Origin of the sequence: Flavobacterium aureirubrum (assembly GCF_038739835.1) — a bacterium.
Lineage (GTDB): Bacteria > Bacteroidota > Bacteroidia > Flavobacteriales > Flavobacteriaceae > Flavobacterium > Flavobacterium aureirubrum.
In genome coordinates this window covers 31201-56620 of the sequence record NZ_JBCGDO010000013.1, presented here as the reverse complement: position 1 = coordinate 56620, position 25420 = coordinate 31201, and the positions used below count along the sequence as shown (strand labels likewise).

Below are 25420 nucleotides of genomic sequence, written 5' to 3'. Positions count from 1 at the left end.
GTATGGAAACCGCGGCGGTTTACAGAAAAATTATTCATATAGACATGGATGCTTTCTATGCGTCGGTGGAGCAAATGGACAATCCCAATTTGCGCGGAAAACCCTTGGCTGTTGGTGGAAGTGAAACAAGAGGCGTAGTTTCGGCAGCAAGTTATGAAGCAAGAAAATTTGGTGTTCGCAGTGCCATGAGCGGTATTCAAGCCAAAAGAAATTGCCCTGAATTACTATTTGTTCCGCCACGATTTGAGCGTTATAAAGAAATTTCAAAACAGATTCGAAATATTTTTCAAGATTATACCGATTTGGTAGAACCGCTGTCTCTTGATGAAGCGTTTCTTGATGTAACCCAAAACAAAAAAGGAAATCCCAGTGCTTCTCTCATTGCACAAGAAATAAGACAACGAATATTTAATGAAGTAGGACTGACCGCTTCGGCAGGAATTTCGATAAATAAATTTGTTGCGAAAATCGCCAGTGATTATAACAAACCCAACGGTCAAAAAACAGTTAATCCCGAAGAGGTGGAACAGTTTTTAGAAGAATTAGATATCAAAAAATTCTATGGGATTGGTAAGGTAACACGAGACAAAATGTATCATTTGGGCATTTTTACGGGAAAAGATTTAAAATCAAAATCGAAGGAATTTCTTGAGGAACATTTCAGCAAAAGTGGGTTGCATTTTTACAATATTGTGCGAGGCATTCATAATAGCGAGGTAAAACCCAATAGAATTGCTAAATCAGTTGCTGCAGAACATACTTTTACAGAAAACTTAACGTCGGAAATTTTTATGCTCGACAAGCTTCAGCGCATTGCTGAAGAACTCGAAAAGCGATTAAAAAAATACAATATTTCTGGAAAAACGGTAACATTAAAAATAAAGTATAGCGACTTTACCATCCAAACAAGAAGTAAAACACTACCCTATTTTATTGCTGACAAAGGATTACTTTTTGAAACCGCACAAGAATTATTGTATCAAGAACGGATGAAAGAATCAGTTCGCTTACTTGGTATTTCTTTAAATAATTTGAATACTGAAATGAAGAAAACGGTTGTCGTGCAGTTGAAGTTTGAGTTTTAGAAACAACTTTAGTGGCAAAACAATACCATTTTTTATCCGAAGTAAGAAAATAAGAGTTAGATGTAGTCCCGAAGCCATTAGAAGCGTATGCTAAGGTGTCCGATAAACAAACTAAGCCATCCGAAGAGTATTCTAAAGTGTCCGATAACTAAACTAAGCCATCCGAAGAGTATGCTAAGCTGTCCGAAGACCAATCTAAGCCGTCCGAAGTAAGAAATTATCCCATTTTTAGGTTATCGGAGGGTTTTTTTGGATTTAAGGAGAGAATATTAAGTTTTATAAGAGATAAAGCAAAGAGAAAGGAACGTTATTTTTTATTATTTAGATTATTGATTTGATTGTTCAATAAAGTTATTGTTTCGTCTTTCTCTTTTAGCCGAATTTCATATTGCTCAATGAGTTTTTCGGAGAGGTTATTTATTGTTCCTAAATTTTGTGTTACAGCCACTCCACCTTTTTGGTGGTTATTATTTTGTTCTATATTTTCTTTCCCAACTACAATATCTTCAATTTCTACTTCAAGAATGCTTGAAATAGTATCTAAATAAGAAACCCAAGAATTAGTTTCCCCTAGTTCTATTCGTTGATACGTTGAATAGGAAACTTTTAGGTTTTCTGCCATTTTTTCGATAGAAATATCTTTTGATTTTCTTATTTCTCTTACTCTTTTTCCTATGTTTTTATTTAGCATATTCATATAATGGATAATTAATTAAAAAAATGACTGATTTAAATTCAAATATAGAGTAAAAAATCATTTTTTGAACTGCTATTTTAACAAGCTTAGTTGGTAAGTTTACCACAACAAAAAATTTCTGCAGAAAATATTTGTTGGAACTTAAAAATTATTTATAAATTTAAAACAAATTAAAAATGAAAAAATTATTTTTTATTGCCTTGGTAATAATGGCGTTTAGTAGTGTTAGTATGGCAAATAACACAGTTAAATTGGATGAAAAGGAAGTCAAAACAACAAATTTAACTAAAACAGATGTTAATGTTGTTAGTGTCAATTCAGAAAATCTTACATGCCATCAATTAGCAGCAAAAGCATTAGTTAGTGCTGTCTTGGCTGATATTCCTGTTGATGGAGCGTTCATCATTGCAAAAATTGTATATGCTTTTTGTGTTTTTGGTCCAATAAGTACCTATTAATGTATTCGATTTTTTAACCTCTGTTAAGAATGAAATATCAATCAAAACTAATCACTTTATTTAATTTTATGGAGATAGTTTATTAAAACTTAACAACATTTGTAATTTAAAATTACAAGTGTTGTTATTTATTCTTTTTAGTTATGAAATATAAATTATTTTTTCTTTTATTGCCTTTTATTATGTCTTCCCAAATTAACAAGATTACAGTTAAGTATCATGTGGTGATTAATGATGACGAAAAATTTTCAAAAGATGACATGCTAAAAGAATATTATAAATCTTCTATTGATGCTGCAAAATTTTTGGAATTTACTTTAAGTGTAAATGATTCTGAAACCTATTTTTTTGATAATGATTTATTAGAGAATTCATCAAATAGTAGTGTCAGTTTTGCAAAAGCATTTTGTGGCTATACTTCAACTGTTTATTCAAAAAAAAATGAAAATGTTTATTATCAAACATTTGACGATTCTATGTTTGGATATTATGTTATCAAAAAAGATAAAAATAAAGATTGGGAATTTGTAAACGAAACAAAAAAAATAGAGGGATTTTTATGTTATAAAGCTATTTTGAAAGAATTTATAGTCAATCCAATAAGTAAGAAATCCTCAACTTATATTGTCACTGCTTGGTACACTCCAAATTTACCGATTTCAGCAGGTCCGCTTAACTATTTTGGTTTACCTGGATTAATTTTACAATGTGAAAAGAGAGGAATTGTTTATGGGGCAGTAAAGATTGAATTAAATCTCGAAAAGGAACCAATAATTATTAAACCTGATTTAAATAAAATAAAAGATGCTTATGAAATAGAGCAATTAAAATTAAATTACTTTAATTCTAAGTAAAAATAAATATAAGCTACCTTGAAAGACAATAGAAAGAACAAATTGGTTGATGCTTTTATTAAAAGAAAAAATTATTTTTTAGTGCTGTAGCACTAGTTGCGTTTAGTTTTGCAGGTATGGCGAATACAATTGCGGTTGAGGAAGTAAAATTAGTAGAAAAAGAAGAAAAAATGAAAATAAAACTAAATAGTGCGTGTCACTCGTTAAGTTTTTCTGTTTACATAGCTTCTAGAGAATCTGGTTTAACTGTTGATGAATCGAGAGCCAATTCAAATACGGCCTATTGGCAATGTATGGGCGCAGCTCTTCCAAAGAGTATCTCAGCTAATTAGTAATTGATTGTAATTAACCCATGTCGCATTTTTACTATAGTTAGTGGAGACATGGGTTCAAAAAATTCAAATGCATAAATTTATTTATTTATTATCGTTATTTTCAAGTTTATTTATTTTTTCTCAAGAAGCAACAATTTGTGTTGAATATGGTTTGACTGTCCAACCTGACAAAGATTTATTCAAGGATAATGCTACTATGTTGCAATTAGTCAATAATGCGATTAGTAATGCAAAAAATGAAACTTTTACTTTGTTAATAAACAAAAATAATTCGAAATTTTACCATAATGAAATGCTATCAACAGATGGAAACTCTAGAATACCACTTTTTGCAAATTATTCTGGTAAAACATATTTAATTGACAACGTCCTATTTGTAGAGTCAATGTTACTTGGGAACAATATGTTTGTAAAAAAAAGTATAACTAAGGACTGGAAAATAACAAATGAAACTAAAATGATTGATAGTTATAAATGTTATAAAGCTACTAATATTTTTCAAGTTATAACTCCTAAAAAAGTTTTTAATCACCCTGTTACTGCTTGGTTCTGTCCAGATCTACCTTATAATCATGGCCCTAACGGATATGGTAATCTACCGGGACTTATTTTAGAACTTCAACAATTTTATAGTATTTACGGTGTAAAAAAAATAACTTTAAATTCGAGTAAAAGTTTCTCCGTTAATGAAATTGCAAAAATAAAATTAATATCAGAAAAAGAAAAAGATGAAATACTAGAAAAAGGAATTTTAGAAGATAAATAATTATTTAAAATCTAAATGTTAAGAATTCTTATTTTTTTAATTTGTACTATTTGTTTCTCCCAAACCCACACTATTACTGGTGTGGTTTCAAGCAGTATTAAACCAATAATAAATGTTAAGTTTATGTTAATATTAATCAAAAAATTGCAAAAGACGTTTTTTTTTTTTTTCACTTTTGTAATGGTTAACCAACAAATTAATTATAAATTTAAACTTTAAAAAAATGAAAAAATTATTTTTTAGTGCAGTGGCACTAGTGGCGTTTAGTAGTGTTAGTATGGCGAATACTGATTTAGTTAAGGAAACTGAAGTAGATACTGCTGTAAATTGTTACCTATGGGCAGCAGATGCACTTTGTTTAATGGATGCAGATAACTCAATGTCTGACTTAACTGCTCATGATGCATATCAAGATTTGTTAGCTATTTGTGAACATTACCAACTGTACAATTTAGGTGCAGGACCTAGATAAAAACATTCAATTTTAAAGTGTCATACTTTTGGCACTTTAAAATTTTAACCAATTAAAACTTATCTATGAAGAAATTCAGTTTCATTTTACTCCTTTTTTATATGATTACTTTCTCTCAAAATAAGTCTGGGGAAGTAACCTATGTTATTAAAAGTATTGATTTTGAAAATAAAATTCAAAACACAAAAAATGTAGTTGATGACATCAAAAAAATTGCACTAGAGCAAAAGTTTCTATTGTCATTTGGTGAAAAAAAATCCAAGTTTTTAATTATCGAAAATTTAGATAAAACAGAGGGAAATGAAAAAAATAGAATGTTAAATAAATTGGCTACTTTAAGATTTACTTGTGATTATAGTTATTATTTAAACATTGAAGAGAAACTTGAATATTTCAATAAAAATGACGGTGCCCTAATAAAAGTAAATTTCACTAATAAAAGTTGGGAAATTACAACCGAATCTAAGATAATTGATAAATACTTGTGTTATAAAGCAATTTATAAATATGATTATTTGGCTAGAGATAAAAAAGTAAAAACTAGAATAATAACTGCATGGTTTGCACCAAGTTTACCGTTTTCATATGGACCAAAAAATTATAATGGTTTACCAGGATTAATACTTGAGTTACAAGACTGGGATACTACTTTTTTAGCAACTAAAATAGAATTATCGGATAAAGAAATAGAAATAGATTTTCCAAAAGGGAAAACAATAACCCAAGAAGAATATGAAAAAAAGGTATTATCAAGAAATTAAATGATTAGAATTCTTTTTCTTCTTTTTACAATTATTTCCTTCTCCCAATCCCACACTATTACTACTATAGTTTTAAAACCCCACACTAACTGTTAAATTTATGTTAATATTAATCAAAAAATTGCAAAAGACGTTTTTTTTTTTCCCCTTTTGTAATGGTTAACCAACAAATTAATTATAAATTTAAACTTTAAAAAAATGAAAAAATTATTTTTTAGTGCGGTGGCACTAGTGGCGTTTAGTTTTGCAGGTATGGCGAATACTATTGCGGTTGAGGAGGATTCTCAAGTAGATAACAAAAAGATTGAAAAAATTGAAACAGGCACACCATGTGCTGATGGTGCTTCGTTTGTATTACATTTTTTAATGGAAGAAATGAATCTTACTTTTTCTCAAGCATGGAGATTGTCAGAAATCGGTTTTCAACACTGTATGAGAAACACTTACGGAAGTAATTAAAAACTAAACTAACACTACTTAAATTTATTTAAGTAGTGTTTAAATATATTATCATGAAATTTTTTACATTACTGTTTTTTTTTACTTTAATTTCTTATGCTCAAATTAACAGCGGATGTATTGAGTATAAAGTAAACTTCGCTTTCGAAGATTCAAAAGTTAAAAATATAGATGCTACGGGTTTTGTTGAAGCAGCTATAACTGGTTCAAAAAATATTATCTTTTCATTAAATTTTAATGAAAATTATAGTTGTTTTAAATATAACGATAGGGGAATAAAAAGTTATGAAGAAGAAATAGCTTTAATTTTCACAAATGCAGAAAATATTTGTTTCACTGATATTAAAAATAAATTGAATTATTTTGAAATATCAGAAAATAAAATATTTAAAAAAGGTGAGTTTATATTAATTGATTCTATAAAATCTAATTGGACTATAACAAATGAGACTAAAATAATAGATAAATACACTTGTTATAAAGCAAAACTTACCATAGACAAAAGTAACTCACAAACAAAAAAAGATGTAATTGTAACGGCTTGGTTTTCGCCAATGTTACCATATTCTTTTGGCCCAAATGGTTTTTCGGGATTACCTGGATTAATATTAGAATTATACGTTAACAAAACAATTTTTACAGTAAATAAAATTTCAATTTTTAAAAATGAAGAAATATATAAACCTTCGTTAGGGAAAGAAATTAATTTTGAAAATTATAAAAAAATAATAGTCGAAAGAACTCCTAATTTTGAATAACATGAAAAAAAAGTATTATCAAGCAATTAAATGATTAGATTTCTTTTTCTTCTTTTTACAATAACTTCCTTCTCCCAATCCCACACTATTACTGGTGTGGTTTCTGATTCTTTAAATATCCCACTCGAGAGTGCTAATATTATAGCAAAACCTTTGCAAGAAAACGCACAATTAAAATTTGCCATTGCCGACAACAAAGGGCGTTACAGGTTGGAGTTAGACCAAAATGTAAAATATGAAGTCACCGCTTCCTACATTGGTTTTCTAGAACAAGTGCTTATTATAGAACCCAACTCTTCCATCACTACTCACAATTTTAAGCTAAAAGCCACAGGACAAAACCTCAAAGAAATCATAATCAAGCACGAGTATAAACCCATCGTGGTTAAAAAAGACACGCTTACTTATGACATCAAAGCATTTGCCAACGGCAACGAAAGGAAGATGAAAGAAGTGCTGGAAAAACTGCCCGGTGTAGAAGTAGATAAAAAAGGAAACGTTACTGTGCAGGGTAAAAAAGTTACTAAAATGCTGGTGGAAGGAAAATCCTTTTTTGGTGGTGGGAGCAAACTGGCTGTAGAAAATATTCCTGCCGATGCGCTTGATAAAATAGAAGTTATCGACCATTTTAACGAAGTAGGTTTTATGAAGCAAGTGTCAGACAGCGAAGATCTTGCCATGAATGTAAAGCTTAAAGAAGATAAAAAGAAGTTTGTCTTTGGCGATTTGGAAGCGGGAATTGGCAACAAGGAATACAACTTAGCACACGCAGGTTTGTTTTACTATTCGCCCAAAACCAATGTGAGCTTCATTGGCGATAGGAACAACATTGGGCGAAGCACATTTACCTTCGAGGACTTGATGCGTTTTGATGGTGGTGTGAGTAGTTTTCTAACGGGCAGAAAATCGTTAACCAATCTCTATTCGTTTACCAATGATAATACTGATGTGGTGCAAAACAAATCACAATTTGGTGCTCTCAATTTTAGTATAGATGCTTCGCCTAAACTATCGGTTTCGGGTTATGGTATTTTTTCAAAAATCTTTATGGCTTCAAAAATGGAAAGTACTAATGAATATTTGCAAAACAACTCGGTTGCATTTGAAAACAAACTACAAAATAATGATGATAAATCTGTATTGGGTATTGGAAACATCAAATTGGACTATTCGCCAAGTAAAGAAGAAAAATGGTATTACAATGCGCAATACCAATCGAGCACAAACGATGTAATTAATACCATAAACTCGATAACCAATTTAGGGACTAATACCTTTGAAACCATCAGTAATGCCGATAATGTAGGTGTAAAACAATATATCGAATGGCACAAAAGCTATAACAACAGACACACCACTACTTTTGTAGTCAATCAAGCGTATGAAAGCAATATGCCAGAAAACCTTTGGTTTACTGATCAACCCTTTTTGGCTGGATTAATTCCGTTGCAACCCGATGCTACTTACAGCATAGCACAAATAAAAAAGGTAAAGAACAATAGCGTTGACGGCTTGTTCAAACATTATTGGATAATCAATAATTTCAATCATCTGTACTCGGTTATAGGAAATAATTTCGGTTATTCTAATTTTGAAACTTCCGAAAAACAACTATTGACCAATGGAAGTGTTAATGATTTTTCTAACGCAGGTTTTGGCAACGATGTTAATTATAATTTGAACGATGCCTATATTGGCTTGGAATATAAATTCAAAATAGGGAAATGGACTAATAAACCAGGTTTGTATTTTCATTGGTATCATTTAAAAACCGAACAAATAGATAGTGATTTTACTGTTTCAAAAACCTTGTTTCAACCGCAATGGAATAGTGATTATGAATTCAACAAATCTGAGACACTAAATTTTGCTTACCGACTAGTAAATGATTTTCCAGAAGCAAACCAGCTAGCAAACCGCTTTACACTCCAGAGTTATAATTCGGTTTATAAAGGAAATGCACTGTTGGAAAACGAACGCTATCATTCCGCCAATCTGAGATATTCAAAAATGAATATGTATCGGGGCATTATTTTGAATGCTATGGCTAGTTTTAATAAAAAAGTGAGAACTACTCGAAATGAAATTGTTTTGGATGGTATCAATCAATACAACACACCTATTTTAACCGATAATCCCGAAACTAATTACAGAATAAGTGGCTATTTGAGCAAAAGAATTTATCGGTTTAATTTGAAATTGGACACTAATTTAAGTTGGTTTAATTATGTCCAAACCTTAAATGATGTTACTACTACCAACGATAGAAACAATCAAAATATTGGTGTTACGCTAAAGACGGCTTATAAAAAATGGCCCGATTTCAGTATTGGCTATACCAAAGGGTATAGCCAGTTTAAGGGTTTGACGGTTTCCAACTACCAATCGGATGAATTTAACTCCGATTTTGAAACCACATTTTTGAAGCACTGGATATTCAAAGCAGAATATCAATACCTAAAAAACACAAACGATAGTAATCAAAGCAATTATTTTGAATTGGCAAACACCTCGTTGCGCTATCAAAAGAAAAATAGTCCTTTTGGTTTTGAATTTACCATCAACAACCTATTTGATTTGAAGGCAAAAAATAACTATTCGTTTTCTGATTTTATGATTAGTGAGCAGCAAACCTTTATTTTGCCAAGAGTTTTTCTGTTTTCTATTAGCTACAAGCTATAAAAAAACCAGTGTAGTTTTATAACAGCACTGGTTTGAAAAAGTATTGAGTGAGAATATTTAATCTCTACTAGAAATTTTAGAAAGCAATCGTAGAAATTCAATATACAACCAAACCAGCGTAATCATTAATCCCATTGCACCATACCATTCCATATACTTGGGCATTTTTTGCTGTGCTCCTTTTTCTATTTGGTCAAAATCTAGAAACAAGTTGAGTGCTGCCACTACAATCACAACCACACTTATTCCAATACTCATCAACGAATTTCCGTAATGAACAGGCTGAAAACTTGTAAATAAGGTTAATAACCAAGTAATTAAATAATAGGTAGCTATAGCTAAAGTTGCTGCAATTACAACTGACCTAAATTTCTCGTTAACTTTTACAATTTCATACTTGTACAAACCAAAACAAACCATAAATGTTACAAAGGTGCAACTTACTGCTTGTATCACAATTCCTGGATACATGACTTCAAAAATAGCAGATATTCCACCGATGAACAACCCTTCAAAAATAGCATAACCTGGAGCTAAAAATGTAGAATACTGTGGTTTAAAAGTTGCAATTAATACCAAAATAAAGCCAACAATCGCTCCACCAATTGTTAAAATTATTGGGTTTTGACCACTTGTGGTCATTATCCAAGTAATTGCTGCACTGGCAATCAACAAAATTAACATTAGGAAACTTTTATTTATTGTTCCCGAAACAGTCATCGTGTCATTGTAATCGATTATAACCGCATTGTTTACTGCATCATTATTATCTTTAAAGGACTTTGTTTTAAAAAATGGATTATTTGAATTCATAATATTTGTTTTATTATTAAAAACTAGTTTATTTCAGATATTCTCAATGTATTCACCATTCCTTTTTCGGCTACAGGCATTGCGGCTAAATTGATTAACATGTCTCCTTTTTTTACGTATCCTTTATTTTTGGCAATCTCGTTAATGTCATCAACGGTGTCGTCTGTAGTTACAAATTTATCGTAAAAAAATGTATTTACACCCCAAAGTAGATTTAGTTGAGTTAGTATTCTTTTGTTTGATGTATATACTAAAATATGTGATTTAGGTCGCCATGCCGAAATTTGAAAAGCTGTATAACCACTGTTTGTTAAAGTCGAAATGGCTTTGGCTTTGATATCATTTGCCATTGTAGCTGCGTGATAACAAATAGATTTTGTGATATATCTTTTGGTTCTAACATGAGGCGGATTTTGTGGCACATTGATTAAAGGAGAGTCTTCAACCGCTTCGATAATTTGTGTCATTTTTTCTATTACTTCTACAGGATAATTCCCTACAGATGTCTCACCAGAAAGCATCACAGCATCAGCACCATCCATTACCGAATTAGCAACATCGTTTACCTCAGCACGTGTTGGTGTTAGACTGGTTATCATTGTTTCCATCATTTGTGTAGCCACAATTACCGGAATACGAGCTGTTTTGGCTCGATGAATTAATTTTTTCTGAATTAACGGAACTTCATGCGCTGGAATTTCTACACCAAGATCACCTCGCGCCACCATTAAACCATCGCAAAAGGCCACAATTTTATCAATATTTTCAACTGCTTCTGGTTTTTCAATTTTAGCTACAATCGGAATTTTATAATCAGAATGTTTTGCTATTAAATCTTGTAATTCTTCTAAATCGGCTGGCGTTCTAACAAAAGAAAGCGCTATCCAATCTACCTTTTGTTCAATAGCAAAAAGAGCATCTTTAATGTCTTTTTTGGTCAAAGCTGGCAAAGAAACTTTTGTGTTAGGTAAGTTCACTCCTTTTTTAGATTTCAAAGGTCCACCTTGAATTACTTTACACAAAACTTCTGTGGTTCTATTCGTTTCTAAAGCTTCAAACATTAATTTTCCGTCATCGAGCAATATTTTTTCTCCAGGATTTACATCTTTTGGAAACTCTTTGTAATTCATATAAACCCTTTCTGCTGTTCCAGGGATATCTTCTGCGGTTTGAAACGTGATTAAATCTCCAGGATTTACAACTACATCTTCCTTCATTACACCAACGCGCAGTTTCGGACCTTGTAAATCTCCTAAAATGGCTGTGGTATATCCAAACTCTTCATTTAATTCTCTGATTATATCAATTCTCTCTTTAACATCAGTGTAATCGGCGTGTGAAAAATTAATACGAAATACATTTACTCCAGCATCTATCATTTTTTTAATAACTTCTTTTGAACTGCAAGCAGGTCCTAGTGTAGCTACAATTTTGGTTTTCTTTTTTGTTGGCATTGTATTTAAAAAATTAAATTGTTTTTTGATTTTATTGTTTCTAATTCTATGTTGTAAACTATGGTTACGCTATCTATTTTATTTATCAAATTTGCTATCGATTTAATATCCATATTGTCATCGTCATTATCTATTTTCAAAAAGTAGTCCACTTTTTTAAATTCGGGTAATAAATAAATCTTTGATGAAAATTTACTATTGCTATTGGCAAATAAATCTAAATTATTTCTAGATGATGTATTGATAACAGTGCTTTTATTCTGTATCAAGTTCCACATAATGCTTTTGGTTTCGTCTTCATATTCAAATCTAGACAATCGAGTTTCTCCTTCCTTGTTTTTAATTTGGATACAGCTTTCACTTTTTTTTAAATTTATCGGTAAAATTTGATTAATAAAATAAGCTAATCGATAATCTTCTAGTGAAGTATGAATAGCTATTAAATAGTAAATAGCTTTTTCAATATCGTCAAAACCGATTTTATGAACAATCATTTCACTCCGTAATAAGTTGTAAATATACTATAACTATCATAAATTTTTGCTAATTGGATATTGTGTTAACTTTATTTTGTGAACTAAAACGATATAGTTTCTAAGTGAATAACTATTGCTTATGATCTATCATTTCTTGAAATACAAAATAAGCACGTTGTGATGCTTTCTCTTCTGCTTTCTTTTTAGAAGTTGCTCTTGCTTTAGAAATTACCTTATTGTCTATACTTAATTTTACTCCAAAATATTTTTGTCCATCAATTCCGTTATCATCAAAAACATCATAATTGAATGATTTTTTTTCCTTTTGACACCATTCTATTAGCAAACTTTTGTAACTTATTACTTTGCCCTCTAATTTTGCTATATCTACATAGGGAATGATGACACATTTATGTATAAATTTTTGGCAGTAATCATATCCCTTATCGAGAAAAATAGCGCCAATCAAAGCTTCAAAAATATTTCCATGGATATTTTCTCCAAAATGTTGTGTGGGTACTTTACTCTCTACAAATCGAATTAAATTTAAATCCCTTCCTAGTTCGTTTAAATGCTCTCGACTAACAATTTTTGAACGCATTTTTGTTAAATATCCTTCATCACCAGTTGGCACTTGATTGTATAAATAAGCAGCAATTACTGCACTTAACATAGCGTCGCCTAAAAATTCTAATCGTTCATAATTCATTGGATTTCCTTTGAAATCCATTTTATTGGTAGAACGATGCGTAAAAGCCTTTTGATAATATTGTATAGAACTAGGCTTAAAACCTATAATATTTTGAATTTCACCAAAAAAAATCCCGTCCTCATTTGAACGGGAATTTTTAAATATATTTTTTAGAATTTTCATCTAAAATTAATCTTGTAATTTTTTAAATAAAACACATGCGTTATGACCACCAAAGCCAAATGTATTACTCATGGCGACATTTACTTCTCTTTTTTGAGCAACGTTTAAAGTCAAGTTTAAACTTGGATCAATATTTTCATCAACTACGGTATGATTTATCGTTGGAGGAACAACTCCATATTTCATGGCAAGAATTGAGGCTATAGCTTCGATAGCTCCAGCCGCGCCAAGTAAATGACCCGTCATTGACTTTGTAGAATTGATGTTTATGGTTTTTGCATGTTCGCCAAAAACAGCACTTATTGCTTTCAACTCGGCAACGTCTCCAAGTGGCGTTGAAGTTCCGTGAGTATTAATGTGGTCTACATCTTCTGGTTTCATTCCTGCATCGTTCAAGCAATTTTGCATTACAGCAATTACACCGATACCTTCTGGATGTGGCGCTGTTAAGTGATAAGCGTCAGACGACATTCCGCCTCCACCAATTTCACAATATATTTTTGCACCACGTGCTTTTGCATGTTCATATTCTTCCAACACTAAAGCACCTGCGCCTTCACCAAGAACAAATCCGTCACGAGTGGCATCAAAAGGTCTTGATGCGGTTTCTGGACTGTCATTTCTAGTAGATAGTGCTTGCATAGAGTTAAATCCACCCATTCCAGCAATGGTGACTGCAGCTTCTGATCCACCAGAGATAATTACATCACACATTCCAAGTCTAATGTAATTAAATGCATCAATCAATGCATTTGCAGATGACGCACAAGCTGAAACGGTAGTATAATTTGGTCCCATGAAACCATTTCGCATCGAGATATGAGCTGGAGCAATATCAGCGATCATTTTTGGGATAAAAAACGGATTGAATCTTGGCGTTCCATCGCCTTGAGCATAACTGATTACTTCATCTTGAAAAGTTTCTAATCCTCCAATTCCTGCACCCCAAATTACGCCTACTCTGTGTTTATTGACATTATCGGCTGTAATTCCTGCATCTTTAATAGCTTCTTCGCTGGCAGCAATTGCATACTGGGCAAATTTATCCATTCTTCTAGCTTCCTTTCGATCCATAAAATCTTCTATATTGAAGTTTTTGACTTCACAAGCAAACTTAGTTTTATGTTTTTCAGTATCGTAATAGGTAATTGGAGCCGCGCCACTTTTACCACTCAAGAGAGCCTTCCAATATTCCTCAATATTATTTCCAATAGGAGTAAGTGCGCCCAAACCTGTTACTACAACTCGCTTTAATGCCATACTATTATTTTTCAATTGTATTTAAACAAATAATACCCATGTACTCTTCAAAATAAATCATTAAAGAAACAAGGGTATTTCACTATTTTTGAGATTGAAATTCAATCTTTTTTCATTATTAAATAATAAAAACCCGTGAAAAAGGAAATTCTTCACGGGAAATTTAATTATTATTTTTTAGCTTCTTCGATATAAGAAATAGCTTGACCAACGGTAGCAATATTTTCTGCTTGATCGTCTGGAATTTGAATATCAAATTCTTTTTCGAATTCCATGATTAGCTCAACTGTGTCCAATGAATCAGCTCCTAAATCATTTGTGAAGCTTGCTTCTGTTACAACTTCGTTTTCGTCAACGCCTAATTTGTCTACAATAATCGCTTTTACTCTTGATGCAATGTCTGACATAATTTCTAGATTTAAATTTTAAATTGTTGGCAAAAATAAAAAACTTTATTTTAATACAACCTATTTGTTAGTAAATGTGACCACGAAAATAAATAAATTATTTCAAAATCTTCTATTATAGTGGTTTTTAATTCAAGTATTTATTCTTTTTTTGTATCTTAATTTTATTTTTAATGAAAAAGATTTTGCTTTTTGCTTCAGGCTCGGGTTCCAATGTCGAAAATATAATCCAATACTTTAAAAACAATGACGATGTAATCGTAGTGAGTGTTTTTAGTAATAACATAAATGCCAAAGTTTTAGACAGAGCTCTTAAATATAATGTACCAACAGTTGTCTTTAACAAAGAAGAACTTCATGACGGAGTTGTACTGAAAAAAATTATCGAATTACAACCTGATTTAATTGTTTTAGCCGGATTTTTGTGGAAATTCCCTGAACACATCATAGCAAAATATCCAAATAAAATAATAAATATACATCCTGCTTTATTGCCAAAATATGGTGGAAAAGGAATGTATGGTATGCATGTTCATCAAGCGGTTTTAAACAACCACGAAATAGAAACCGGCATCACCATCCATTATGTCAATGAAAACTACGACGAAGGTGAATTTATTTTTCAAAAATCAGTAAATATCGAAGATTGCAAAACTGCAGAAGAAATTGCCAATAAAATTCACTCTCTCGAGCATAAATATTTCCCTAAAATAATTTGTAATTTAATAACCTAAAAATGAAAAAGTATCTACTCGCATTAGCCATATTTATCAATTTTAGCTGCTTTAGCCAGAAAAAATTTGAAATTAAAAAAATTGGTTTTTCAATGAATTCTCCAAAAGAATGGTATGAAATGAAGGATGAAGAGACCTTGAAAAACCTCGAAGAATATGATTTAACTAAAGAACAAGTAACAGAACTTTTAAAGACCAATACAAAGCACCTTGTAACTTATACAAAGTATAATCCAAAAAAAGTCGCGGGAATTATTCCGACAATCAAGGTTAGAACTATGGTAACACAAAGTAAAACCATTGAAAGTTTTAAGAAAGAAACTGAGTTGTCTACAAAAGATGCTATGAAAGTATTAGATAATTTTAGATTTATCGAAAAACCGATCGCAGTAAAAGTTTCAGGAAAAGATGCTTTGAAATTTGCAGTGCAATTCACTATGAAAAATAATGGTAATGAATACGAAATTGTTAGTAACAGTTATTACATACTCCTAGATGGTTTTTACGTTTCACTAAATTTTATTGAACAAGTTGGAAAAGAAGATAATTCAAAACTCTTTGATGAAATTTTTCAAAGTATACAGTTTACCAAATAGAGAATGACCCATCAAATCCACATCTACACAGACGGCGCAGCCAAAGGAAATCCCGGAAACGGGGGTTATGGCGTAGTTATGGAATTGGTTGGAACACCACATAAAAAAGAATTTTATGAAGGTTTTCGTCACACAACAAATAACAGAATGGAACTTTTAGCTGTTATTGTTGGGTTAGAAAAACTAAAACAACCCAACATGAAAGTTTTGGTCATTTCTGACTCTAAATATGTTGTTGACTGTGTAGAAAAGAAATGGGTTTTTGGTTGGGAAAAGAAAAATTTTAATGGTAAAAAAAATCCCGATTTGTGGATACGGTTTCTCAAAATTTATCGCCAGCATCAAGTTGATTTTAAATGGATTAAAGGACACAACAATCATCCGCAAAACGAACGCTGTGACCAGTTGGCAGTTATGGCTTCGGGATTACCTAATTTATCGGTAGATAGTTTTTATGAAAATGAGGAGCAGAAATTACTTTAACTTTTCTAAAAAATAAAAACATAAAAATAATATTATCTGGCATTTTCAAATTCTCTTACTTTTTCATAAATCATTTCACTTTCCCAACCTTTTCGGAGTAAGTAATCACAAAACTTTTTGAGCTTCTTTAAAGCATTTCTTTCCAGAATTGAATTCCAAGTTCGTTCAGCAATAGTTTCAAACGTAGCTTGATATTCTTCATTACTAATTTCTGTTAAACCCAATTTAATGTTAGCCGAGGAAATATTTCGAGCCGTCAATTCGTTTTTAATTCGTTTCAAACCCCAAAACTTGATGCGATGCTTGCCTCGGGCAAAACTTCGAGCAAAACGTTCTTCGTTAAGAAAATCATGTTCAATCAAATGCACCACAATCGTATCCATATCATTTGAATTAACACCAAGTTCAAACAACTTTTGCTTTACTTCTTGATGACATCTGTCCTGATAAACACAATAGTATTCTAGTTTTTTTTGAACTTCGGCTAACGATGAAAGATTAGACATTTTGCTTTATAACTTTTAGAAAACAAAACTAACGAAAATCAAGACAATTAGGAACAGACACATAGATTTTGAAATAATTTCTCGTTAAAAGAATTATTTTGAAAAAAATTCGTTATCTATAAATATAAAAATTTTACTTGATGAAATCAGTTTTGTTCATTCTAACTCTAATAACAACAAATTGTTTAGGACAAATTCAACAAAAAGCTCTTAAAACATTTACCCAAAAAGACTTCAACGCTTATAAATTTGAAGAAAACAAATATGATTTAAGAACAAAAAATAGTTTTCTATATCTTAGAACAGAAAACGACACGTCTTCCTATTATCTCGATCCTTCAGACTATAAAGGAATTATAAACTATGGAGTTGATTTTGCCTCTAGAGATAAAAGGACTTTTAATTTCTTTGAATATTATTATGTTTATTATACTAATGTGAAAATTGAAAAATGCACCTTTTCAATGTCAGACAGTATTGCTGAAATTGAAGGTCAAATTACTGGTGGATGGGATTCTATGGACTTCAAAGGAAAACCACCTGTTGATGCTGTAGAAATTTCAGTTGGAGAATTAAAAAAAAGCTTTGCCGTTATAAGCTTTGGAAACTTTAATATGGTTGATTATAAAGTTACTTATCAAGGCGAAGAAAAAAAAGAAAGTTTTATTTTGGACACACTCAACACGTTGGAGTTCCAAAAAATAGATTTCAGGAAAAACTTTCCTAGCTCGACTCCGTTTAAAGTTCGTTTCAAAGTCGATAAAAACTCGGTTTTAAGCATTGGTAAATTGTCTTGTTATACTCATTTTTACAATATTGGCGAGATGTTTTTTGCACAACAAAAGAGAAAAGGAATAATCACACCAAAGAAAGACAAAAATGCGCCACGATTTGTTAAAATCATTGAAAACAATGTTCAAGTCAATGACCCTAAAAACCAAATCAAAAAAGAAACACCACTATATTATCAACTCACTGAAAAAGCAGAAACTTATATTTTGACCAGACAATATGCTAAAGCTAAAGAAACTTACATGCTTTTAGCAAAAGAATATCCAACTCTTTTTGCGCGAGATATTCATAATGCGATTCGGGTAGCAGTTTTGTCAAGAGATATGAAAAACGCTTTTATTTGGGGCGAAGAACTTGCGAAGAAAGGAATTGAATTACCTTATTTCAATTCAAAAATATTTAATGGCCTGAAAAAAAATCTTGAATGGAAAAGTTTCAGCAAAAAATATGATTCCATTTGCAAATTGTCTCAAACTAAATGGAACTCCAATCTGAAAAAACAAGTCAACGATTTACTTAACGAAGACCAAGCTGATTATGGATTAGAAAACCGAAAAGAACCAGTTGTTCTATACGAAACAACGGAACGTGTAACTGATAAATTAATCGATTTACTCAAAAAAGAAGGTTATCCATCTGAAGAAAAAATTGGTGCTTTTACTAAAAATGACACTATTCTTATTCAGTCACCAGAGTTTAGTGTTATCATTAGACATGCTGTTCAGCAAAAATCAAAAGGATTAAACGAACTCAATGAATTGTTAGAACAAAGTAATAAAGCATTGGAATTTGACCTTAAAAGAAGTAATACACACAGAAATTTTCATGGAGCTTGTTTCCATATTTATAAAGGCAATCTTTATATCGATAAATCCTGTGATTATAATAGTGACGCCATGGTTAAAAAAATGGCTTTCATGTTTAATAACCCTAATGGTTTTATTATTGACAATGGAAATTTTATAGTTTCCGAATACAATCCAGAAAATCCAAAAGAATGGGATGACCATTACAATAACAATTTCAAATTAGTTACAAAACTAACCGATGATTGGACGTTTTATGAAAAGTAAATAACTTAGATTGACCCGTAACTTTAAACCTTAAAACCATTTTAAACTTTTAAACTAAAAACCTATCTTTGCACCTTTAATTTGAAACCCAAATAATGAACAAACTATTAATAGTAGGAACAGTAGCTTTTGATGCTATTGAAACACCTTTCGGAAAGACTGATAAAATCCTTGGTGGCGCAGGAACATTCATTGGATTATCTGCTTCCCATTTCAATCTGCAATCCGCAATTGTTTCTGTAGTTGGAGATGATTTTCCTCAAGAATATATAGATTTATTAACCGCAAGAAATATTGATGTTTCTGGTTTGGAAATCGTAAAAGGCGGAAAAACTTTCTTTTGGAGTGGACGTTACCATAACGATATGAATTCGAGAGATACTTTAGCCACTGAGCTAAACGTATTGGCAGATTTCAACCCAATCGTTCCAGAAAACTTCAAAAATGCCGATGTGGTAATGCTAGGTAACCTTCATCCTATTGTTCAAGCAGGTGTTTTAAACCAAATGACACAAAAACCAAAGCTTGTTGTTTTAGACACAATGAACTTTTGGATGGATTGTGCCTTACCTGAATTATTAGAAGTAATCCAACGAGTTGATGTAATCACCATTAACGATGAAGAAGCGCGCCAACTTTCTGGAGAATATTCATTGGTGAAAGCAGCAACAAAAATCCACTCTATGGGTCCAAAATACGTAGTGATTAAAAAAGGTGAACACGGTGCATTGATTTTCCATAACGAACATATTTTCTTTGCTCCAGCACTACCTTTGGCCGATGTATTCGACCCAACTGGTGCCGGAGATACATTTGCTGGTGGATTTGCAGGTTTCATTACCCAACAAGGTGACATTTCTTTTGAAACGATGAAAACCGCAATTATCCAAGGTTCCAACTTAGCTTCTTTTTGTGTAGAGAAATTCGGAACCGAAAGAATGCTGTCACTAACCAAAGAAGAAGTGAACGAGCGTTTGAAACAATTCAAAGCTTTAACACAATTTGAAATAGAATTACAATAACTTTATGCCTCGAAATTTCGGGGCATTTTTTATTAAAAATAACCGCAAATGCACAAATTTTTTATTGAATTTAGATTGAAAAATTAATTTGCGAATTTGCGGTAATTATTACACAACTAAACAACAACACAACAACAATGAGCGACGCAATTAAACACGAGTGTGGCATTGCACTACTTCGATTAAAAAAACCATTAGAATTTTACAAAGAAAAATATGGTTCGGCTTTCTATGGTGTACAAAAAATGTATTTGCTCATGGAAAAGCAGCACAACCGTGGTCAAGATGGTGCAGGTTTTGCCTCAATTAAATTCGATGTAGAAGCGGGAGAAAGATACATCAGTCGGGTTCGTTCTAACAAAGCACAACCCATTCAAGATATTTTTGCGCAAATCAATGAACGAATAAACGAGGAACTGACGTTGCATCCGGAATACAATAATGATGTGCAACTTCAAAAAGACAACATTCCTTATATCGGCGAATTGTTTCTTGGACACGTTCGCTATGGTACATTTGGGAAAAACAGTATCGAAAGCGTTCATCCTTTTTTACGTCAAAATAATTGGATGCATAGAAACCTCATCGTAGCTGGGAATTTTAATATGACCAACGTAACGGAACTTTTCAATAGTTTAGTTGAATTAGGCCAACATCCAAAAGAAATGGCGGACACAGTTACCATTATGGAAAAAATTGGACATTTCCTTGACGACGAAGTAACTGATTTGTATCAAGAATGTAAAAATAATGGTTTATCAAAAAGAGAAGCTTCACCAGTGATTGCTGAAAAACTCGATATTGCAAAAATTTTAAAACGTGCTTCTAAAGGTTGGGATGGCGGTTATGCTATGGCCGGATTGTTAGGTCATGGTGATAGTTTCGTTTTCCGTGATCCTGCGGGAATTCGACCAGCCTATTTTTATGAAGACGATGAAATTGTAGTGGTAGCTTCAGAAAGACCAGTGATACAGACCGTTTTTAATGTTCCTTTTGAAAAAGTACAAGAACTTCTACCAGGAAATGCGTTAATCATTAAGAAAAATGGAACCGTTTCCGAGCAGGAAATCATTACACCAACCGTTAAAAAAGCTTGTTCGTTTGAACGTATTTATTTTTCTCGCGGAAGCGATGCCGAAATTTATCAGGAACGAAAAGAACTAGGAAAACTAATTTTGCCAGAGGTTTTAAACGCCATTGAAAACGATACAGACAACACTGTTTTCTCCTATATTCCAAATACTGCCGAAACTTCTTTTTATGGAATGATTGAAGCTGCTAATGATTTTCTAAATCAAAGAAAAAACAAATTTATTTTGGATAATAGAAAAACATTAACCAAAGAAAAACTAGAAGAAATACTTTCTGTTAAAATCAGAACAGAAAAAATAGCCATTAAAGATGTTAAACTTCGAACGTTCATCACCGAAGACAGCAGTCGTGACGATTTAGTTGCTCATGTTTACGATGTTACCTATGGCGTTATCAAGCCAACTGACAATTTAGTTATCATTGATGATAGTATTGTTCGCGGTACTACTTTAAAGAAAAGTATTCTAAAAATGATGGATAGATTGAGTCCTAAACGTATCGTTGTAGTTTCATCTGCGCCACAAATTCGCTATCCGGATTGTTATGGAATTGATATGTCAACATTGGATGGTTTTGTTGCTTTTCAAGCAGCCATATCATTACTTAAAGAAAAGAAAATGACTAACGTGATTGATGAAGTGTATAAAAAATGTAAAGCGCAAGAGAAAACAAAAGACAGCGAAGTGATTAATTACGTAAAAGAAATTTATGCACCATTTACAGATGAAGAAATTTCGACTAAAATAGCAACGCTTTTACATCCTGAAGAAATAAAAGCAGAAGTGAAAATAATTTATCAAACCGTTGAAAATTTACATATTGCTTGTCCAAAAAATTTAGGTGATTGGTATTTTACAGGAAATTATCCAACTCCAGGTGGAAATAGAGTTGTAAACAAAGCATTTATAAACTTTTATGAGGGAAAAGACGCACGTGCGTACTAAAATATTAACATTTGATGAAGTTAAACGATTATTAATGCACTTCATCTAAAATATTTGTTTAAAAATTGATGATGCATTTATCTTTGCTTTACCATAGCATTAGTAGGTTAAGTTTATGGTAGATTTGGGGCAAAAAAGGTGAAAAGAAATTTTCACCTTTTTTATTTTATATTAATATGAAAATCAGTTAATTAATAAATATTTTGCGATATTTCTCTATATTATTATTAAAATAATTAAAATAATTAAAATGATGTACCTATTTTTGTCTTACCATAATATTTAGTGTAGGTTAAGTTTATGGTAGATTTGGGGCAAACAGGTGGAAGCAATTCCGCCTGTTTCATTTTATACCAATCACAAAAAAACCGACTGCTTTCACAATCGGTTATTTTATTTAAGAATTAATTCTTATTTCTCAGTAGCATACAATCTCGCTACTTCTGTCCAGTTAATCACATTAAAAAAAGCTTCTATGTAATCAGGACGACGGTTTTGATAGTTGAGATAGTAAGCATGCTCCCAAACATCCATTCCTAAAATTGGAAAACCACCACAAGCCGTATCTGGCATTAATGGATTGTCTTGATTTGCTGTTGAACAAACTTCTAGTTTTCCGCCTTTGTGAACACATAGCCAAGCCCAACCTGAACCAAAACGAGTTGCACCAGCTTTGGCAAACTGCGCTTTAAATTCGTCAAACGATTTGAAATCTCTTTCAATCGCTTCTAATAATTCGCCTGTTGGTAATCCGCCACCATTTGGTGCCATCACTCTCCAGAACAAATTGTGATTATAAAAACCACCGCCATTATTTCTAACTGCAGCGTTTTTCATATCCAAATTGATTAAGATGTTTTCAATGGTCAATCCTTCTAAATCAGTTCCAGCAATCGCTGCATTTAGATTGGTTGTATAAGCATTATGATGTTTTGAATGATGAATTTCCATCGTTCTTGCATCAATATGTGGTTCTAATGCATCGTATGCATAAGGTAATTGTGGTAATTCAAAAGCCATAATTAGTGTTTTTTTAAATTAGTATTCGATTGTCAAATTTAAGAATTATAAATTGTTTTATGTTATAAAAATATTAAAGTATCTTATATTTCTACTTGCTGCAATTTTCGCTCTAATCGATAAGAAATCATTACGCACAAAAGTATCAACACAACGCTGATATATCCCAAATAATTATAATTGTGAATCGCAAATTTGGAATCGCTATAGGTAATCCAACCACTCAACAAGGAAGCAAATCCGGTTCCGAGCGATTGTACGCAGGAATTCAAACTCATAAAACTTCCACGTGTTTGACTTGTTACCGCTTGTGTAATCATGGCTTGTCCAGGAACCGTTCTTCCTGTTGAGGAACTGAACCAAAATCCAAAAATTCCTAACACAACAAACAGTTGCCAATGTGGCATATTAGTTATTAAAACCACAAATACTATAGAAATTAAAGCTGCCCAAACAAAAACTATTCGTTTGCCAAAACTATCTGCCAATTTGCCAATAATTTGTGCCGAAATCAGCGAACAAATTCCGCCAACCAAATAAATTAACGGTGTATATTCTTGAGGTACGCCAACATTATAAACTAAATAGGGATTAATCAACGGAACGATAATAAAATGTCCGGTTATCAATGAAAAACTAAAAATCAACGCTGTAACTTGAGCTTTATTACTGAAAATATCATAAAAATTGGAAATTCGTTCTTTTAATTTTATCGGATTTTCCAAATGCGAATTGACATTCGGAACAAATTTGAATAAAAATGGCAACAACAATACGCCGAAAATAGCAACTACCAAAAACGGATAATGCCAATCATACGTATTGGCTAAATACAATCCAAACGGAACACCAATAACCGAAGCCAAAGCAAATCCACCCATCAACATTCCCATTGCGCGACCACGACGTTCATAAGGAATAACATCGGCAATGATGCTTAAAATTTGTGCGCTAATTAATCCACCGAAAATTCCGGTTACAATTCGTGCCACTATCATCGAATAAGTTCCAAAAGCAAAAGCACAAGCAAACGTTCCTAGCAAAAATCCAGAGTAAGCAAACAATAAAAGTTTTTTTCTATCAAATTTATCAGCAAAGAAAATAGCGCAAAAACTACTCACAAAAGCCGACAACGAATAACTCGAAACAATCACAGCAAACTCTGACGTGGTTAAACTCCATTTGGGCATCAAAATATTTCCCAATGGCATCATAATCATAAAATCGAGAATGTGAGTAAAATTCAGTAACGCCATTAACGCCACTATTATAATTTCATTTCTTTTCAAAAAGCATTTTTTTATCGCACAAAACTACGCATAGAAAAATTCCTTTTTCTTAATAAAGGATTAAATACCTACTTTAGTAGCATAAATAAAAACTATCGCAGAATGTTTGATTTGCAGCCCAATCATCTGAAAAACAATTTCATTTCGCTTTCCCCTTTGCAGGAAAATGATTTTGAAGAATTATATGCTGTTGCCAATGATGAACTACTTTGGGAACAACATCCAAACAAACTGCGGTATCAACGTGCTGTTTTTCAGAATTTTTTTGAAGGTGCAATGCTTTCAGGCGGTGCATTTTTAATTCGTGACAGTAAAACCAACGAAGTTGTTGGAAGCAGTCGTTTTTATGATTACAATGAAGATGAAAATTCTACCGAGACTTCGGTATTAATTGGTTACACGTTCATCGGACGAAAATTTTGGGGAAATGATTACAACAAATCATTGAAGAAACTAATGCTAGACTACGCTTTTGAACATGTGGACAAAGTTTATTTTCATATTGGTGCTTTCAACATTCGTTCTCAAAAAGCCATCGAAAAAATTGGTGCCATCAAAATCGATGAATTTGAAGTGGAATATTACGGCGAAGACAGTAAATTGAATTTTGTTTATTTGATACAGAAAAGCGAAACATTATGAAAAAGATTATTGTTTTTATTCTATTAATTTTATTTGTTTCAAACAAAAGTTATGGCTGTAGTTGTTCTGAAAAACCATCTATTAAATACAACTTTTCAGAAGCGGATCAAATATTTATTGGTAAAATCATTAAAATAGATGGTTCAAATTATGACGAAAGTGGACAAAAAATTAATTTTTATACAGTTGAAATACTTGAAAGTTTTAAGGATGATTTTTATAAATTGACAAAAAGAAAATTTAGAACAATTGTAAGTTCTAATGTAGGAAGTTGTGATTACAATTTTATATTAGGCAAAGTCTATTTAATTTACGCCAATTCGTCAAATGATTTGCTTTCGTGCTCAATGTGTTCGAGAACAGAACTGATAGACAGAATAAAAAAATCTGAATTAGAAGAGTTGAAAAAATTAAAAATTGAAGCTGAAAAAGAAGAAAATCAAATAAAAATAGTTGCATTCAAGAATAAGTTCGAAAAAGAAAAAGATTTGATGAAAGGTTCCTTTGATAAAAAATCAAAAGATTATGAAATGATTATTTACTCTTTATCAGGATTGTTAATATTGTTATTGATTCTTCTATTGAAGAAAAACAGAAAACTTAGAAGCTAAGAATA

Annotated in this window: 28 protein-coding genes; 18 read left to right on the top strand and 10 right to left on the bottom strand. The window is 31.7% G+C overall.

Translation table 11 applies throughout. The annotated features are described in order from the left end of the window. The first annotated feature begins 2 nt into the window (after positions 1 to 2). Positions 3 to 1085 (top strand): DNA polymerase IV, encoded by a 1083-nt coding sequence (gene dinB, locus WFZ85_RS10455; protein ID WP_342696245.1) that lies wholly within the window; start codon positions 3 to 5, stop codon positions 1083 to 1085. A gap of 307 nt (positions 1086 to 1392) precedes the next feature. Here the strand turns inward: dinB and WFZ85_RS10450 are convergent, their stop codons facing one another. Further along, a complete protein-coding gene (locus WFZ85_RS10450) occupies positions 1393 to 1782 on the bottom strand; it encodes a helix-turn-helix domain-containing protein (protein ID WP_342696244.1) in 390 nt (129 codons plus the stop codon). A 176-nt stretch (positions 1783 to 1958) separates the two neighbouring features. On the opposite strand from WFZ85_RS10450, the gene WFZ85_RS10445 reads away from it, so the two are divergent. From WFZ85_RS10445 to WFZ85_RS10405, 9 genes are all read left to right on the top strand, one after another. Further along, positions 1959 to 2240 carry a hypothetical protein gene (locus WFZ85_RS10445; protein WP_342696243.1) on the top strand — a complete coding sequence of 94 codons (282 nt, stop codon included), beginning with the start codon at positions 1959 to 1961 and terminating at the stop codon, positions 2238 to 2240. Between the two features lie 143 nt (positions 2241 to 2383). Beyond that, on the top strand, positions 2384 to 3094 hold the full coding sequence (locus WFZ85_RS10440) for a GLPGLI family protein (protein WP_342696242.1): 711 nt from the start codon (positions 2384 to 2386) through the stop codon (positions 3092 to 3094). 116 nt (positions 3095 to 3210) lie between these two features. Beyond that, positions 3211 to 3426 (top strand): hypothetical protein, encoded by a 216-nt coding sequence (locus WFZ85_RS10435; protein ID WP_342696241.1) that lies wholly within the window; start codon positions 3211 to 3213, stop codon positions 3424 to 3426. A gap of 70 nt (positions 3427 to 3496) precedes the next feature. Further along, positions 3497 to 4195, top strand: a complete 699-nt coding sequence (locus tag WFZ85_RS10430) for a GLPGLI family protein (protein WP_342696240.1) — start codon at positions 3497 to 3499, stop codon at positions 4193 to 4195. A gap of 223 nt (positions 4196 to 4418) precedes the next feature. Further along, on the top strand, positions 4419 to 4667 hold the full coding sequence (locus WFZ85_RS10425) for a hypothetical protein (RefSeq protein WP_342696239.1): 249 nt from the start codon (positions 4419 to 4421) through the stop codon (positions 4665 to 4667). A gap of 65 nt (positions 4668 to 4732) precedes the next feature. Further along, on the top strand, positions 4733 to 5428 hold the full coding sequence (locus tag WFZ85_RS10420; protein WP_342696238.1) for a GLPGLI family protein: 696 nt from the start codon (positions 4733 to 4735) through the stop codon (positions 5426 to 5428). Positions 5429 to 5626: 198 nt separating this feature from the next. After that, positions 5627 to 5887: a hypothetical protein gene (locus WFZ85_RS10415; protein ID WP_342696237.1), complete on the top strand. Its 261-nt coding sequence runs from the start codon at positions 5627 to 5629 to the stop codon at positions 5885 to 5887. Between the two features lie 53 nt (positions 5888 to 5940). Further along, positions 5941 to 6645, top strand: a complete 705-nt coding sequence (locus tag WFZ85_RS10410) for a GLPGLI family protein (protein ID WP_342696236.1) — start codon at positions 5941 to 5943, stop codon at positions 6643 to 6645. Between the two features lie 30 nt (positions 6646 to 6675). Further along, the gene (locus WFZ85_RS10405) at positions 6676 to 9327 is read left to right on the top strand and encodes a TonB-dependent receptor (protein WP_342696235.1); all 2652 of its coding nucleotides are present in this window, start codon (positions 6676 to 6678) and stop codon (positions 9325 to 9327) included. Between the two features lie 57 nt (positions 9328 to 9384). Here the strand turns inward: WFZ85_RS10405 and WFZ85_RS10400 are convergent, their stop codons facing one another. From WFZ85_RS10400 to WFZ85_RS10375, 6 genes are all read right to left on the bottom strand, one after another. After that, a complete protein-coding gene (locus WFZ85_RS10400; protein ID WP_342696234.1) occupies positions 9385 to 10140 on the bottom strand; it encodes a Bax inhibitor-1/YccA family protein in 756 nt (251 codons plus the stop codon). Positions 10141 to 10163: 23 nt separating this feature from the next. Next, the gene (gene pyk / locus WFZ85_RS10395; protein WP_342696233.1) at positions 10164 to 11594 is read right to left on the bottom strand and encodes a pyruvate kinase; all 1431 of its coding nucleotides are present in this window, start codon (positions 11592 to 11594) and stop codon (positions 10164 to 10166) included. A 5-nt stretch (positions 11595 to 11599) separates the two neighbouring features. Next, positions 11600 to 12088, bottom strand: coding sequence for an IPExxxVDY family protein (locus WFZ85_RS10390; protein ID WP_342696232.1), 489 nt, complete (start codon positions 12086 to 12088; stop codon positions 11600 to 11602). Between the two features lie 112 nt (positions 12089 to 12200). Further along, positions 12201 to 12944: a ribonuclease III gene (rnc, locus tag WFZ85_RS10385; protein WP_342696231.1), complete on the bottom strand. Its 744-nt coding sequence runs from the start codon at positions 12942 to 12944 to the stop codon at positions 12201 to 12203. 6 nt (positions 12945 to 12950) lie between these two features. Further along, positions 12951 to 14204: a beta-ketoacyl-ACP synthase II gene (gene fabF, locus WFZ85_RS10380; RefSeq protein WP_342696230.1), complete on the bottom strand. Its 1254-nt coding sequence runs from the start codon at positions 14202 to 14204 to the stop codon at positions 12951 to 12953. A gap of 170 nt (positions 14205 to 14374) precedes the next feature. Next, the gene (locus WFZ85_RS10375) at positions 14375 to 14611 is read right to left on the bottom strand and encodes an acyl carrier protein (protein WP_007137004.1); all 237 of its coding nucleotides are present in this window, start codon (positions 14609 to 14611) and stop codon (positions 14375 to 14377) included. Between the two features lie 173 nt (positions 14612 to 14784). Between WFZ85_RS10375 and purN the strand changes: the two genes are divergently transcribed. From purN to rnhA, 3 genes are read left to right on the top strand one after another with little or no spacing between them, the layout of a single operon-like run. Further along, positions 14785 to 15345 carry a phosphoribosylglycinamide formyltransferase gene (gene purN, locus WFZ85_RS10370; RefSeq protein WP_342696229.1) on the top strand — a complete coding sequence of 187 codons (561 nt, stop codon included), beginning with the start codon at positions 14785 to 14787 and terminating at the stop codon, positions 15343 to 15345. A gap of 2 nt (positions 15346 to 15347) precedes the next feature. Continuing rightward, on the top strand, positions 15348 to 15941 hold the full coding sequence (locus WFZ85_RS10365; protein ID WP_342696228.1) for a hypothetical protein: 594 nt from the start codon (positions 15348 to 15350) through the stop codon (positions 15939 to 15941). Between the two features lie 3 nt (positions 15942 to 15944). Continuing rightward, on the top strand, positions 15945 to 16424 hold the full coding sequence (gene rnhA / locus WFZ85_RS10360) for a ribonuclease HI (RefSeq protein ID WP_342696227.1): 480 nt from the start codon (positions 15945 to 15947) through the stop codon (positions 16422 to 16424). Between the two features lie 32 nt (positions 16425 to 16456). On the opposite strand, the gene WFZ85_RS10355 is transcribed toward rnhA, so the two are convergent. Further along, on the bottom strand, positions 16457 to 16930 hold the full coding sequence (locus WFZ85_RS10355) for a regulatory protein RecX (protein WP_342696226.1): 474 nt from the start codon (positions 16928 to 16930) through the stop codon (positions 16457 to 16459). A 140-nt stretch (positions 16931 to 17070) separates the two neighbouring features. Between WFZ85_RS10355 and WFZ85_RS10350 the strand changes: the two genes are divergently transcribed. The 3 genes from WFZ85_RS10350 to WFZ85_RS10340 all read left to right on the top strand — a co-directional run bounded on the left by WFZ85_RS10350 (position 17071) and on the right by WFZ85_RS10340 (position 21853). After that, positions 17071 to 18795, top strand: a complete 1725-nt coding sequence (locus WFZ85_RS10350) for a hypothetical protein (protein ID WP_342696225.1) — start codon at positions 17071 to 17073, stop codon at positions 18793 to 18795. Positions 18796 to 18890: 95 nt separating this feature from the next. After that, positions 18891 to 19817 (top strand): PfkB family carbohydrate kinase, encoded by a 927-nt coding sequence (locus WFZ85_RS10345; protein ID WP_342696224.1) that lies wholly within the window; start codon positions 18891 to 18893, stop codon positions 19815 to 19817. A gap of 137 nt (positions 19818 to 19954) precedes the next feature. After that, positions 19955 to 21853, top strand: coding sequence for an amidophosphoribosyltransferase (locus tag WFZ85_RS10340; RefSeq protein WP_342696223.1), 1899 nt, complete (start codon positions 19955 to 19957; stop codon positions 21851 to 21853). A gap of 411 nt (positions 21854 to 22264) precedes the next feature. Here WFZ85_RS10340 and WFZ85_RS10335 read toward each other — a convergent pair whose 3' ends face one another. Further along, complete coding sequence (locus WFZ85_RS10335; protein ID WP_187656445.1) at positions 22265 to 22873, bottom strand: superoxide dismutase; 609 nt, start codon at positions 22871 to 22873, stop codon at positions 22265 to 22267. Positions 22874 to 22956: 83 nt separating this feature from the next. After that, positions 22957 to 24162 (bottom strand): MFS transporter, encoded by a 1206-nt coding sequence (locus WFZ85_RS10330; RefSeq protein WP_342696222.1) that lies wholly within the window; start codon positions 24160 to 24162, stop codon positions 22957 to 22959. Between the two features lie 102 nt (positions 24163 to 24264). Here WFZ85_RS10330 and WFZ85_RS10325 point away from each other — a divergent pair, with 102 nt between their 5' ends. Both WFZ85_RS10325 and WFZ85_RS10320 read left to right on the top strand, forming a co-directional pair. Next, entirely contained in the window at positions 24265 to 24804 is a 540-nt protein-coding gene (locus WFZ85_RS10325) for a GNAT family N-acetyltransferase (protein ID WP_342696221.1), read from the top strand. After that, positions 24801 to 25415, top strand: a complete 615-nt coding sequence (locus WFZ85_RS10320) for a hypothetical protein (RefSeq protein WP_342696220.1) — start codon at positions 24801 to 24803, stop codon at positions 25413 to 25415. Before WFZ85_RS10325 ends, WFZ85_RS10320 begins: the two co-directional genes overlap by 4 nt. Positions 25416 to 25420: the final 5 nt, after the last annotated feature.